The following is a 13,832-nucleotide window of genomic DNA, read 5'->3' as shown; positions in this document are numbered from 1 at the left end:
GGCGCCGCTGTTCAGAAGCCCCAGATCAGGGGAATGAGGACCACCGCGACCAGGGCCGTCACCAGGTTCAGGGGCAGCCCCATGCGCAGGAAGTCGGAGAAATGATACCCCCCGGGCCCGTACACCATGAGATTGGTCTGGTAGCCGATGGGCGTGGCGAAGCTCGCCGACGCCGCCAGCATGATCGCTACCACGAACGGCATGATACTGACATCCAGGTCCGCCGAGACCGCCAGGGCGATGGGGAACATCAGCAGCGCCGCCGCATTGTTGGTGATCACCGAGGTGAAGCCCGCGGTGAGCAGGTAGACGGCTGCCAGGTTCAGCAGCGGCTGATCCCCGACCAGGCCGATCACGCCCTGGGCGATGGCGGCCGCCACCCCGGTCTTGTCCATGGCCACGCCGAGCCCGAAGGCCGCGGCGATCACCAGCAGGACGGACCAGTCGATGTTGCGCCGGGCGCTGTCCACGCTGCAGCAGCCGGTCACCAGCATGCCGGCCGCGGCCACCAGCGCTGCTTCCAGCATGCTGAGCAGCCCCGTCCCCGCGGTCACCACCATGATCCCGAGCATCAGCAGGGCCGCCGGCGCGCGCTCGTGGCGGGGCGGCGAGGAATCCTCCACCTGGCTCACCAGGAAGAAATCCCGACTGTTGCGCTGCTTCTCCAGGAACGACGGCCGCGCCTCCAGCAGCAGCGTATCCCCCGGCTGGATGACGATATCGCCGATCTTGCCGCCCAGGCGCTCGCCGTTGCGGGCCACCGCGATGACCACGGCATCGTAGCGCGAGCGGAAACCGCCGTCGCGGATGGTGTGGCCCGCCACCGGACAGCTCCCGGAGACCACGGCCTCGACCATGGTGCGCTGGGAGCGATGCCCCTCGAGCTTGAACACCTGGTCCGTGGCAGGAGTCAGGCCGCGGATCTTCTGCAGCTCCACCACCGAGTCCACCACCCCCACGAACACCAGCCGGTCGTTGGCCTGGAGCTTCTCGCTGGGCGAGACCGCCGGCAGCACCGTGCCGTCGCGATCGATCTCCGCCAGGAACATGCCCGAGAGATGGCGCAGCCCGGCCTGCTCGATGCTGCGCCCCACCAGCGGCCCGTCCGGGTCCACCAGCATCTCCACGCTGTACTCCCGGGGGTCGGTCATGCCGCTCATGGGCGGCTTGCGCTCCGGCAGCAACCAGCGCGTGGTCAGCAGGATGAACGCCAGCCCCACCACCGCCACGGGCACGCCGACCCAGGCCAGGTCGAACATGCGCAGCCCGGTACCGGTGCGCTCGGCCAGCAGGCCGTTGACCACCAGGTTGGTACTGGTGCCGATGAGCGTGCAGGTCCCCCCGAGAATGGCCGCGTAGCTCAGGGGAATCATGAGCTTGGAGCTGGACAGGCCGAACTTGCGGGCCCACTCGTTGACCGCCGGGATGAGCATGGCCACCACCGGCGTGTTGTTGAGAAAGGCGCTGAGAAACGCCACCGGCCCCATCAGCTTCACCTGGGCGCCGGGCAGCGACCGCGGACGGCCCAGCAGCCGCTGGACGATCCAGTGAATGCCTCCGGTCTCCTGGATTCCCGAGACCACCACGTACAGCACCGCAACCGTCACCAGCCCCTGGTTGGCCAGCCCGCCGAAGGCTTCTTCCGGGCCCAGCACGCCGGTGACCAGCAGCAGGGCCACGCCGCCGAGGAAGACCATGTCCGCCGCCAGCCGCGTGAGCACGAGCACGCCCAGCACACCGGCGACAACGGCAATGGTCAACCAGGCCTCCCAACCCAAGGCGGCTTGCTCCTCTGGACTTCGTCAGCGTCGGCACCGGCGGGGCCGACCGCGTCGATCGCGGGGAAAGCGGCGACTCTACCGGCGCCTGATTAGAAGTGAAAGGAATGAATGGTCATACGGTCAGGCGCGCACGGAATATGGCGCTCAGATCGCCGTGACCACGCTCTCCCCCCGGCCAATGGCATAATACGTGAACCCGGCATCCACCATCCGCCGCGGATCATAGAGGTTGCGCCCGTCCACCAGCACCGGCTGCCGCAGGCCGTCGCGGATGCGCTCGAAATCCGGGCTGCGGAACTGCTGCCACTCGGTGCACACCACCAGCGCATCCGCACCCTGAAGGGCCTCGTAGGGCTGGCGGTACAGGGTGAGGTCGTCCCGGTCCCCGTAGATGCGGTGCGTCTCCTCCAGGGCCTCGGGATCATAGGCCTGGACGCGCGCGCCCGCCTGCCACAGCGCCTCCATGAGCGTCCGGCTGGGGGCCTCGCGCATGTCGTCGGTATTGGGCTTGAAGGCCAACCCCCAGATGGCGATGGTGCGCCCCTCCAGGTAGCCGTGGAAATGCGCGTGGAGCCGCTGGAACAGCACCTGCTTCTGCCGGGCGTTCACCGCTTCCACGGCGTCCAGGATCATGGGCGCGTACTCCACGTCCCGCGCCGTGCGCGCCAGGGCCTTGACGTCCTTGGGGAAGCAGGAGCCGCCGTAGCCGCAGCCCGGGTAGATGAAGTGATAGCCGATGCGCGGATCGGAGCCGATGCCGTGACGCACCGCCTCGATGTCGGCGCCCAGGCGCTCCGCCAGCCCGGCGAGCTCGTTCATGAAGCTGATCTTTGTGGCCAGCATGGCGTTGGCGGCGTACTTGGTCAGCTCCGCCGAGCGCACGTCCATGACCAGGACCTTTTCCTGCTTGCGGCCGAAGGGGGCGTAGAGGTCGCGCATGAGCTGCGTGGCCCGCGGGTCGTCGCTGCCCACCACCACGCGGTCCGGCTTCATGAAGTCGCTGATGGCCGCGCCTTCCTTGAGGAACTCGGGATTCGAGACCACGGCGTAGGGCACGTCGACGCCGCGCTCGGCCAGGGCGTCCTGCAGCGTCGCCCGCACGCGGTCGGCGGTGCCCACGGGGACCGTGGACTTGTCCACGATCACGCGGTAGTCGGTCATGTGCTCGCCGATGGAGCGGGCCACCTGCAGCACGTAGCGCAGATCCGCTGAGCCGTCCTCGTCGGAGGGTGTACCCACGGCGATGAACTGGAACAGGCCGTGGGCCACGGCCTCGCCCACGTCGGTGGTGAACCGCAGGCGCCCGGCCTCGCGGTTGGTGGTGATCATGTCCTCCAGGCCGGGCTCGTAGATCGGCACCTCGCCGCGGTTGAGCCGCGCCACCCGGTCGCCGTCGATGTCCACGCACAGGACCTCGTTGCCCGTCTCCGCGAGGCAGGTACCGGTCACCAGGCCGACGTAGCCGCTACCGTAGATGGTGATCTTCATGGGCGTCGCTGCCTCCTTCAGACCCGGTAGTAGTCCCGGTACCAGTCCACGAACCGGCGTACGCCCTCTTCCACGGGCGTATCCGGGCGGTAGCCCACGTCACGGACCAGCTCTTCGGCGTCCGCCCAGGTATCGGGCACGTCGCCCTGCTGCATGGGCAGCAGCCGCTTGTCCGCCTCGCGCCCGAGGCACTCCTCCAGCACCCGGATGTAGCGCATCAGCTCCACCGGGCGGTTGTTGCCGATGTTGTACAGCCGATAGGGTGCGGCGCTGCTGGCGGGATCCGGGGCATCCCCGCTCCAGTCGGGGTCCGGCGCGGCCACGTGATCCGTTGCGCGCACCACGCCCTGGGCGATGTCGTCGACGTAGGTGAAGTCCCGCCGGTGGTTGCCGTAGTTGAAGACATCGATGGGCTCGCCGGCGAGAATCGCCCGGGTGAACAGGAACAGCGCCATGTCCGGGCGGCCCCAGGGGCCGTAGACGGTAAAGAAGCGCAGCCCGGTCACCGGCAGGCCGTAGAGATGCGCGTAGGTATGGGCCATGAGCTCGTTGGCCTTCTTCGTGGCCGCGTACATGGACAGGGGATGGTCCACGTTCTGGTGCACGGAGAACGGCATGGCCGTATTGGCGCCGTACACGGAGCTGGTGGAGGCGTACACCAGGTGCTCGACCTGCGTGTGGCGGCAGGCCTCGAGCACGTTCATGAAGCCCACCACGTTGCTGTCCACGTAGGCGTGGGGATTCTCCAGGGAGTAGCGCACGCCGGCCTGGGCGGCCAGGTGGATGACCCGCTCGAAGCGCTCGTGCCGGAACAGCGCCATCATGCCCGCCTGATCGGCGACATCCAGGCGCACGAAGCGGAAGCCGGGATGCGGCTCGAGCCGCGCCAGGCGCGCTTCCTTGAGGGAGACGTCGTAGTAGTCGTTGAGATTGTCCAGGCCGACGACGGTGTCACCGCGCTCCAGCAGGAGCTGTGCCACGTGGAAGCCGATGAACCCCGCCGCCCCCGTTACCAGTACCTTCATGCTGCGCCAGTCCCTGTCCCCGCGGAGAAACCCGCCCGGCTGGGGTATGCGCCGGGCGGGGAGTCCGTATGGTACCGGGACGGCGTCGCTTCAGCTACCGCTCAGAAGAGCCCCACCACCTGCTCGTTCTCGTCGATATCGATGTGCGCCGCCGCCGGATCGCTGCCCAGGCCGGGCATGGTCCGGATGTCGCCGCACAGGGCGTAGACAAAGCCGGCACCGGCGGACAGCCGCACCTCCTTGACCGGCAGGGTCCAGCCCGTCGGCGCCCCCTGCTGGGAGGCATCCGCCGACAGCGACAGGTGGGTCTTGGCGATGCACACCGGCAGCTCGCCGTAGCCCTGGTACTGGTAGCTGTCGATCTGCTTGCGCGCCTCGGGGCTGAAGACAACGCCATCGGCGCCGTAGATGCGCGTGGCGATGCGCTTGATCTTATCGTCCAGGGCCATCTCGTCCGGGTACAGGTAGCGGAACTCGCTCGGCTCCTCCGCTGCCTCCGCCACCGCCTCAGCGAGCTCGGCCGCCCCCGAGCCGCCATCGCGCACGTGGGTGCACAGCGCCACCCGGGCGCCGGCGGCCTCGGCCACCTCGCGGATGGCCGCGTGCTCCGAGGCGAAGTCCGACGGGAAGGCGTTGATCGCCACCACCGGCGAGATGCCGTGGGCCCGGATGTTCTCGATCTGCTTGCGCAGGTTGGCCGCCCCGGCGTGCACGTCGTCCGGGTTCTCCACCGTCATGGCCTCGGGCAGGGGCCGCCCCGGCACCACGCTGAACCGCCCGGAATGGAACTTGAGCCCGCGCACCGTGGCCACCAGCACCGCTGCATCCGGCTCCATGCCCGACGCCCGGCACTTGATGTTGAAGAAGCGCTCGGCGCCCATGTCCGCACCGAAACCCGCCTCCGTGACCAGGAAGTCATTGGCGTGCAGGGCGATGCGATCGGCGACGATGGAGGAGTTGCCGTGGGCGATGTTGCCGAAGGGCCCGGCGTGCATGAGCGCGGGCGTGTGCTCCACCGTCTGCAGCAGGTTGGGCTTGAGCGCGTCCCGCAGCAGCACGGTCATGGCCCCGGCGGCGCCGATGTCCTCGGCGGTGACCGGCTGGTTACTGCGGGTGTAGCCGACCACCATCCGCCCCAGGCGCTGGCGCAGGTCGCTCAGCGAATCCGCCAGCGCGAGCACCGCCATGACCTCGGAGGCGGCGGTGATCTCGAACCCCGTCTGCCGGGTGAAGCCGTCCGCCTGTGAGCCGAGGCCGGAGACGATGTTGCGCAGGGAGCGATCGTTGATGTCCATGGACCGCTTCCAGGTGATGCGCTGGGGATCCAGATCCACGCCGCGCCGGTGATGCAGGTGGTTGTCGATCATGGCGGCGAGCAGATTGTGCGCCGCCGCCACCGCGTGGATGTCGCCGGTGAGATGGAGATTGATCCGCTCCATGGGAACGACCTGGCTGTAGCCGCCGCCGGCGGCGCCGCCCTTGATCCCCAGGGTCGGCCCCATGGACGGCTGGCGCAGCGCCACGGTCGCGGTGCGCCCGGTATGGTGGAAGCCCTGGGCGAGCCCGATGGAGGTGGTGGTCTTGCCCTCGCCCAGGGGCGTGGGCGTGATCGCCGAAACCACGACGTATCGGCCCCGCGGCCGTTCGGCCAGCGAATGCGTCGCCGCCAGGTCGATCTTGGCCACGTCGAAGCCGTAGGGCTCCACGTGGTCCGGATCCAGCCCCATGGCTGCCGCGATTTCCGCGATGGGCCGGCGCGGCGTGTGCCGGGCGATCTCCAGATTGCTCGGCGGCACGTCCGCGACAGCCGCTTCCACCTCTTTCATGCTCGTTGCCATGTTCCCTCCTCGTCGGGCGCTTGGTGCTCAACCGTGCAGCTGGGATTATCCGGGCACCCGCGGCGAATCGATTACTCGTGGGCGCCGTTCACGCGTTTGCCAGCGACAATGTCCCGTGATTGCTAGACTTAGGCGATGCGGAAAGTACGGATTTCGGGGCGTTCCGCCGCCGCCGGGCAACCGGGAGGCGTTAACAGACAAGCGGTGAGGACGTCGCTGCGGGATAACTCCGATGCGTGTTCAGAAAACAAACGTGCTTCCACCGAAACTGTCAAAAGGGACAGGCAACCAGGCCGCAAGGAGGAGACGTCCATGCCGCACAATGGCCGCCCGGCGAACATCCCGCAGCGCATCGGGTTCCTTCTGGTCCCCGGGTTCTCGCACATGGCCTTTACATCCGCGCTGGAGCCGCTGCGGATGGCCAATCAGCTCGCCGAGCGGGATCTCTACTCCTGGTCCATCATCAGCCGGGACGGTCAGCCCGTGGCGGCAAGCAACCACCTGCAGGTCGCCGCGGATGCCAGCCTGCGGACGGCGCCGGAGCTTGACCTGATCATCGTGTGCAGCGGCATCGATGTGCAGGAGCACCTGGACCGGGACGTGCTTACCTGGCTCCACCGGCTGGGCACGCGGCACGTTCCCCTGGGCTCGGTGTGTACCGGTGGCTACATCCTTGCGCGGGCGGGCGTGCTCAACGGCTACCGCTGCACGCTGCACTGGGAGCACATCTCCAGCATCCACGAGGCCCTGCTGTTCCCGGAGGTGGAGTTCTCCTCGGAGCTGTTCGTGCTGGACCGGGACCGCTACACCTGCTCCGGCGGCGTGGCGCCCATGGACATGATACTCACCCTCATCGCCCGGGAGCACGGTGCGCAGCTCGCCGAGAACATCGCCGAGGAGTATCTCCACGAGCGCATCCGCGACTTCACCGAGCGCCAGCGCACGCCGCTGAAGGTGCGCCTCGGCACCAGCCAGCCCAAGCTGGTGGAGGTCGTGACCCTCATGGAGGCCAACCTCCACGAGCCCCTGACGCTGGACGAGCTGGCCTCGCATGCCCGGCTGTCACGCCGGCAGCTGGAGCGGCTGTTCCAGCGCCATCTGGGGTGCGCGCCCACGCGCTACTACATGGACCTGCGCCTGGCCCGGGCGCGGCAGCTGCTGCTGCAAACGGAGATGCCCATTACCGACGTGGCGCTGGCGTGCGGCTTCGTCTCGCCGCCGCACTTTACCAAGTGCTACCACGAGCGCCAGGGCCGCTCGCCCTCGGAGGAACGCCGCCTGCGGCGGCAGCGCCTGCTGTCCGGCTCGGCCAACGGGCCCCAGGTGACGCCGGTGACCCCCGACACCATCGAGGACACCGGCGAGATCACCCAGCTGGACAAGGTCGAATAGCGTTGCGCACCCCGCGCCCCACGGCGCGGGCATTCAGTCGTCGTCCGATGCCACCGACGGGCGGATGACGAACTCACAGGCCTCGGCGCCGCCTGCGGCGCAGCACCGTTCCTCGGCGACCGGGGCGTAGTCCGGATCCGGACAGGCCCAGCCCATGGCCCCCTCCAGCCACGCCAGGAAAGTCCGGCACGCCGGCGGCCGGGCACCGGGGATGGCGGCAAAGGGCGAGTTGTAGACCCGCACCCCGGCGCCGCAGTCCTCGGGGCGACAATAGAGCAGCTCGAAGCGCCCCCACCCGCGATGGGCGAGGCTGTCCAGGTACCGCGTCAGCACCGTCACCCCGTCCGCACCGGTTGCGCGGGCCTCCTCGCGGCACCACTCGCGCGCGGCCTGCCGCGCCGCCGCCTGCCAGGCTGCCTCGCCTGGGCCGCCGGCGACGGCCCCCTGGAGGCGGGCCATCTCCGCGCGAGACAGCATCAGCACGGGGCTGCCGTGCAGCCACGACTCGCCCCGGGAGGCATCGAGTTCCACGGGTACGCTGGACGTTGCGGTCATGTCCCCTCCTGGCCCCTGCGGGCTGCTTCGGCGGTGCCCGGAGCAAGCCGGGCACCGGCGCACGGATGATTCCACCGTAGTGAATGCGTCTCCCGGCCCGCTGCCCGCGGGCGACGGTCCCTTGCTCGCCTGCGACAGCCCGCACGACACCGTCTTTGCCCGCGGCGACGCCCCGGCCGGCACTGGCGCAGCCAGGCAAGTGGCTGTCGTCCCGGGGGCGTTACGCCGCCGGTCGCGGCGCTAGTGTCCCCATCGAAGGCACGCGCCGTGCCGGCAGGGACCGGCGGACGCTGCACCGCATCCACGCACTTGCCGACCGAGGACCAACAACATGTGGCAGGCAACAGCGGAGACGATCACCGGCATGCCGCGGGGCTGCGAGGCCCTGGCACAGCCTCGCTACGAGGTCATTCCGATCCGCGGCGTCATGGACGAGACGCGCCGGCTGCCGCGGGGTGCCACCGTGACCGTGACCTGTTCGCCGAAGCACGGCATCGACGCGACCCTGGAGGTCGCCGAGGGCCTGGCCGCCGAGGGCTACGATGCCGTCCCCCACGTGGCCGCCCGGCTGGTGCGCGACCGCGGCGATCTGCGGCGGATTGTCGACCGCATCCACGCAGCGGGCCTGCACGAGGTCTTCGTCGTCGGCGGCGACGCGGCCGAGCCGGTCGGCCCGTACCCCGGAGGACTGGAGCTGCTGCGCGCCATGGCCGACAGCGGCAACCGCCCGCGGCGCATCGGCGTCCCGGCCTACCCGGAGCCGCACGCCAGCATTCCGTCTCCGGACCTGGCGGCGGCGTTCCGCGCCAAGAACGACCTGGCCGACTACGCGGTCACCCAGATCTGCTTCGAGGCGCGCACCGTCCTGGACTGGCTGAGCCGGGAGCAGGAGGCGGGGTTGCGGCTGCCGGTGTACCTGGGCCTGCCCGGGGTGATCGACCGCAAGCGCCTCATGGGCCTGGCGGTGCGCATCGGCCTGGGTGCATCCACGCGCGTGCTGCGGCGGCAGGCGGGCCTGGCGTCGCGGCTCCTGGGCGGCAGCACCTACCGTCCGGACGATCTGGCCGAGGAGCTGGTTCCGGCCTTCGACGGCCCACAGGGCAGGCATCTGGCCGGCTTCCACATCAACACCTTCAACCAGGTGGATGCGAGCCTGAACTGGGTGAACCACGTGACCGCCGATCTGTGCCGGCGCTACGCGGAACCGACCGAGAGCCCGGCAATGGCCGGCGCAGTCGCCCAGGAATACTCGGTGTAGCCCTCCCCGGAACAACCCCGCGCCCGGCGCGGGGTTTCTGTTGCCCGGAAACATAACACTGTTATTATAATAACGACGTTACCAATACAAAGGAGGAGCTTCGCCATGCCCACGGTTCTCTACGAGAAGGACGGCCGCATCGCCCGCATTACCCTCAACCGCCCCGAGGTCATGAACGCCATCAACGACGAGCTCCCCCGGGAGCTCGCCGACGCCGTCGCCCGGGCCAACCGCGACCCGGACGTCCGCGTGATCATGCTCAGCGGCCAGGGCCGGGCGTTCTGCGCCGGCTACGACCTGACCTACTACGCCGAGGCCAACGGCTCCGGCAACATCACCCAGGAAATGCCCTGGGATCCCATGCAGGACTACGCCTTCATGAAGGGCAACACCGAGCTGTTCATGAGCCTGTGGCGCTCCTACCGGCCGGTGATCTGCAAGATCCACGGCTACGCCGTGGCGGGTGGTTCGGATATCGCCCTGTGTTCAGATATCATCCTCATGGAGGACACCGCCGAGATCGGCTACATGCCGACGCGTGTGTGGGGCTGCCCGACCACCGCCATGTGGGTCTACCGGCTCGGGGCCGAGCGCGCCAAGCGCATGCTGCTCACCGGCGACCGCATCAGCGGCAGCGAAGCGGAGCGGCTGGGGCTCATCTACCGGGCGGTGCCGGCGGACGCACTGGACGCGGAAGCGGAAGCCCTGGCGCAACGCATGGCCACGGTGCCCGTGAACCAGCTCATGATGCAGAAGCTGGTGATCAACCAGGCCTACGAGAACATGGGGCTGGAGACCACGCAGATGATGGCCACGGTGTTCGACGGCATCACCCGCCACTCCCCGGAGGGCGTGAACTTCAAGCACCGGGCCGAGCAGGTCGGATGGAAACAGGCTGTACGGGAACGCGATCAGGGAAGTTATGACTGGACCAAGAATCAACCGTTCAACGGGGACGAACGATAAACCCAGCATCGCCACGGGCACGGAAGCGTCAGCCCATAGCGGCCAGGGACAGGCCGCGGACCGCCGTGAGGCCATCGTTGCCGCGGCGGCCCGGGTATTCCAGAGCCACGGTCTGGCCGGGGCATCCATGCGCCTCATCGCCCGGGAGGCCGGATGCACCACGGGAGCCATCTACCCGCACTTCGGCGGCAAGGAGGCCCTGTACGCGGAAGTCCTGGCCCAGTCCCTGCGGGCGCTGTACGACAGCGTGCGACGCGCCGCGCAGGAAGTGCCCGAGCCCCGGCGCGGGCGCGCCGCGGTCCAGGCCTTCTACGAGTACTATCGCGCCCGTCCGCTGGAGCTGAGCCTGGGGCTGTACCTCTACCAGGGGGCCCGCCCCGTGGGCCTGACCCGGGAGCTGGACCATTCGCTGAACCGCTCGCTGGAATCGGTCTTCCGCGTCATCACCGAGGCGCTCGCCGCCGGCGGCCACGACCAGCCCCGCATGCGGGCCACCGGCGGCGTGTCCCACGCCGTGGGCGTGCTCATCATGAATCAGACGGGGCGCCTGAAGGTGCTGGACACGGATCCCGACGAGCAGATGGCGTTCTATCTGCGGGACCTGTAGCCGTCGCGGAACGGGACTACTGGCCGGCCACCATGACGTCATCGACCAGCAGCGAGCCCGTACGCACGCTGCCCCGGGTATCCAGGTCCGCGCCCACCGCGCGGATGTTGCGGAACATCTCGCGCAGGTTGCCGGCCACGGTGATCTCCTCCACGGGGTGGACGATCTCGCCGCCGGCCACCAGGAACCCGGCGGCGCCGCGGGAGTAGTCGCCGGTGACGCCGTTGACTCCCTGCCCCATGAGCTCCGTGACCACCAGGCCGTCGCCCATCTCCCGGAGCAGGCCCTGGAAGTCCAGCGATCCGGGGGTCACGGTGAGGTTGTGCACGCCGCCGGCGTTGCCGGTGGTGGTCATGCCCAGCTTGCGCGCGGAATAGCTGTCGAGGACGTAGCCCTGCAGCACGCCGCGGTCCACCAGGACCCGCTCCCGGGTGGCCACGCCCTCGTTGTCGAACGCCGCACTCCCCAGCGCCCGCGGCAGGCGGGGATGCTCGCTCAGGGTGACGTGCTCCGGGAAGACGCGCTCACCGAGGCTGTCCAGCAGGAACGACGCCTGCCGGTACAGGCTGGCGCCCCGGACCGCGCCCAGGAAGTGGCCGATCAGCCCCCGCGCCATCTCCGGGACGTACAGCACCGGCATGCGGCCGGTGCCGATCTGCCGGCTGCCCAGCCGGCGCACGGCGCGCTGCGCCGCCTGCCGCCCCACCGCCTCCGGCGCCTCGAGCTCGTCGGCGTGGCGGCCCACCGTGTACCAGAAATCCCGCTGCATGCCGTCGCCCTGGTCGGCCACCACCACGCAGTTCATGCCGTGGCGGGTACCGGCGACGCCGCCGAGAAAGCCGTGACTGTTGCCGTACACCCGCATCGACCGCCCCGTGCTCACGCCTGCCCCCTCGGAGTTGCGGATGCGCTCGTCGGCTTCCAGCCCCGCCGCCTCGCAGGCAACCGCCAGCTCGATGGCCCGGTCGGGCTCGAGATCCCAGGGGTGGTCCAGATCCAGATCCGGGATCTCCTGCGCCAGCAGCGCCGGGTCCGCCAGCCCCTGGGCCGGGTCCTCCGAGGTGTAGCGGGCGATGCTGCACGCCGCCGTCACCGTGTCCCGCACCGACTGCGCCGAGAAATCCGCCGACGCCGCCGTGCCCTGACGCTGGCCGAAGTACACGGCCACCGCCAGGGAGCGGTCGCGCTCGTGCTCCAGCGTCTCCACCTCGCCCCGGCGCACGTTCACCGACAGCCCGGTCCCCACGCTCACGGAGGCCTCCGCGCTGCTGGCCCCCTGGCGCTTGGCCTCGTCCAGCACCTGCTGGACGATCTGCGCCAGCTCATCTTTCGCGGGCAACGCAGCACTGGCTGTCACGGTTGGTGTGGTCATGCGTTTCCTCCCGATGGAGTGCTTACAGTCTCATCCAGCCCGAAGCGCGGCCCGGAGACTCGTGTGCGCCGAACATGCCGTGCGCGGGCCGGGGAAATGTCGGTCTATGCCTCGGTACCGCCAACGGTCAGGGCATCCACCTTGAGCGTGGGCTGCCCCACGCCCACGGGCACGCTCTGCCCCTCCTTGCCGCAGACCCCGATACCGGTGTCCAGCTCCAGGTCGGTGCCGACCATGCTCACCTGCTTGAGCACCTCCGGGCCGTTGCCGATGAGCGTCGCGCCCTTGACCGGCCGCGTGACCCGGCCGTTCTCGATGAGATACGCCTCGTTGGCCGAGAACACGAACCGCCCCGAGGTAATGTCCACCTGCCCGCCGCCGAAGTTCACCGCGTAGATGCCGCGGTCCACGGAGCGGATGATCTCCTCCGGGTCGTGCGGTCCGGCGAGCATGTAGGTGTTGGTCATCCGCGGCATGGGCAGATGGGCATACGACTCGCGCCGGCCGTTGCCCGTGGGCTGCATGCCCATGAGCCGCGCGTTCATGCGATCCTGCATGTAGCCCACCAGGCGGCCCCGGTCGATGAGCACGGTGCTCTCCGAGGTCGCTCCCTCGTCGTCCACGTTCAGCGAGCCGCGCCGGCCGGGCAGCGTGCCGTCGTCGACCACGGTGCACAGCTCCGAGGCCACCTGCTCGCCCAGCCGCCCGGCGAACGCCGACGTGCCCTTGCGGTTGAAATCCCCTTCCAGGCCGTGGCCCACCGCCTCGTGGAGCAGCACCCCGGGCCAGCCCGGCCCCAGCACCACCGGCATGGTGCCGGCCGGCGCCTCCACCGCCTCGAGGTTCAGAAGCGCCTGGCGCACGGCCTCCCGGGCATACCCCAGGGCCCGGTCGCCGTCGGTGAAGAACGCATAGCCGTGGCGCCCGCCGCCGCCGGCAAGGCCGCTCTCCCGGCGGCCGTTGTGCTCCGCCAGTACCGAGACGTTGAGCCGCACCAGGGGGCGCACATCCGCCGTCAGCCGGCCCTCGTGATCCGCCACCAGGACCACGTCGTGCTCGCCGGAGAGGCTCACCATGACCTGATCCACCCGCGGATCCTGCGCCCGCGCCTCGGCGTCCACGCGCCGCAGCAGATCCACCTTGTCGGCGTCGCTCAACGACTTCAATGGATCCTCCGGCCCGTACAGGTCCAGGCCGCCGCCCCGCCGCCAGGCCTGGATGCGGCCGGCGCCGCCGGTGCGGGCGATGGCCCGGGCGGCCCCCGAGGCTTCCATCAGCGCCGGCATCACGATCTCGTCGGAGTAGGCAAATCCTGTCTTGTCGCCGCTGACCGCGCGCACGCCGACGCCCTGATCGATGGCGTGGCCGCCCTGCTTGATCAGGCCGTCCTCCAGCACCCAGGTCTCGTGACGGCTGGCCTGGAAGTAGAGGTCCGCGGCATCGATGCCGGGGCCCATGAGCCGCGCGAAGACGTCCTCCAGCGCGTTCTCGCCGAGCCCGGCGGGTTCCAGCAGGCGCTCGGTGGCAATGGCGACGGTTGATTCCATGGT

General features: G+C 69.6%; 11 protein-coding genes. 4 read left to right on the top strand and 7 right to left on the bottom strand.

Annotated features, from left to right (window positions below):
* Nucleotides 1-11 precede the first annotated feature (11 nt).
* The 4 genes from QWY84_RS06965 to QWY84_RS06950 form a co-directional block, all read right to left on the bottom strand.
* A complete protein-coding gene (locus tag QWY84_RS06965; protein WP_290201800.1) occupies nt 12-1,778 on the bottom strand; it encodes an SLC13 family permease in 1,767 nt (588 codons plus the stop codon).
* A gap of 147 nt (nt 1,779-1,925) precedes the next feature.
* The gene (locus tag QWY84_RS06960; RefSeq protein ID WP_290201799.1) at nt 1,926-3,269 is read right to left on the bottom strand and encodes a UDP-glucose dehydrogenase family protein; all 1,344 of its coding nucleotides are present in this window, start codon (nt 3,267-3,269) and stop codon (nt 1,926-1,928) included.
* Nucleotides 3,270-3,286: 17 nt separating this feature from the next.
* A complete protein-coding gene (locus tag QWY84_RS06955) occupies nt 3,287-4,294 on the bottom strand; it encodes an NAD-dependent epimerase (RefSeq protein ID WP_290201798.1) in 1,008 nt (335 codons plus the stop codon).
* 101 nt (nt 4,295-4,395) lie between these two features.
* Nucleotides 4,396-6,132 carry a formate--tetrahydrofolate ligase gene (locus QWY84_RS06950; protein ID WP_290201797.1) on the bottom strand — a complete coding sequence of 579 codons (1,737 nt, stop codon included), beginning with the start codon at nt 6,130-6,132 and terminating at the stop codon, nt 4,396-4,398.
* Nucleotides 6,133-6,444: 312 nt separating this feature from the next.
* On the opposite strand from QWY84_RS06950, the gene QWY84_RS06945 reads away from it, so the two are divergent.
* Nucleotides 6,445-7,524, top strand: coding sequence for a GlxA family transcriptional regulator (locus QWY84_RS06945; RefSeq protein ID WP_290201796.1), 1,080 nt, complete (start codon nt 6,445-6,447; stop codon nt 7,522-7,524).
* A gap of 33 nt (nt 7,525-7,557) precedes the next feature.
* Here QWY84_RS06945 and QWY84_RS06940 read toward each other — a convergent pair whose 3' ends face one another.
* The gene (locus QWY84_RS06940) at nt 7,558-8,079 is read right to left on the bottom strand and encodes a DUF5943 domain-containing protein (protein ID WP_290201795.1); all 522 of its coding nucleotides are present in this window, start codon (nt 8,077-8,079) and stop codon (nt 7,558-7,560) included.
* Nucleotides 8,080-8,410: 331 nt separating this feature from the next.
* Here QWY84_RS06940 and QWY84_RS06935 point away from each other — a divergent pair, with 331 nt between their 5' ends.
* The 3 genes from QWY84_RS06935 (at nt 8,411) to QWY84_RS06925 (ending at nt 10,910) form a co-directional block, all read left to right on the top strand.
* Entirely contained in the window at nt 8,411-9,337 is a 927-nt protein-coding gene (locus tag QWY84_RS06935; protein ID WP_290201794.1) for a methylenetetrahydrofolate reductase, read from the top strand.
* 105 nt (nt 9,338-9,442) lie between these two features.
* Entirely contained in the window at nt 9,443-10,303 is an 861-nt protein-coding gene (locus QWY84_RS06930; protein WP_290201793.1) for a crotonase/enoyl-CoA hydratase family protein, read from the top strand.
* Nucleotides 10,260-10,910, top strand: coding sequence for a TetR/AcrR family transcriptional regulator (locus QWY84_RS06925; RefSeq protein WP_290201784.1), 651 nt, complete (start codon nt 10,260-10,262; stop codon nt 10,908-10,910). Before QWY84_RS06930 ends, QWY84_RS06925 begins: the two co-directional genes overlap by 44 nt.
* A gap of 16 nt (nt 10,911-10,926) precedes the next feature.
* Here QWY84_RS06925 and pmbA read toward each other — a convergent pair whose 3' ends face one another.
* Both pmbA and tldD read right to left on the bottom strand, forming a co-directional pair.
* Entirely contained in the window at nt 10,927-12,282 is a 1,356-nt protein-coding gene (pmbA, locus tag QWY84_RS06920; protein ID WP_290201783.1) for a metalloprotease PmbA, read from the bottom strand.
* Nucleotides 12,283-12,386: 104 nt separating this feature from the next.
* On the bottom strand, nt 12,387-13,829 hold the full coding sequence (gene tldD / locus QWY84_RS06915) for a metalloprotease TldD (RefSeq protein ID WP_290201782.1): 1,443 nt from the start codon (nt 13,827-13,829) through the stop codon (nt 12,387-12,389).
* Nucleotides 13,830-13,832: the final 3 nt, after the last annotated feature.

This window comes from Aquisalimonas lutea (assembly GCF_030409225.1).
Lineage (GTDB): Bacteria > Pseudomonadota > Gammaproteobacteria > Nitrococcales > Aquisalimonadaceae > Aquisalimonas > Aquisalimonas lutea.
This window is presented reverse-complemented; position numbering and strand designations above follow the sequence as displayed.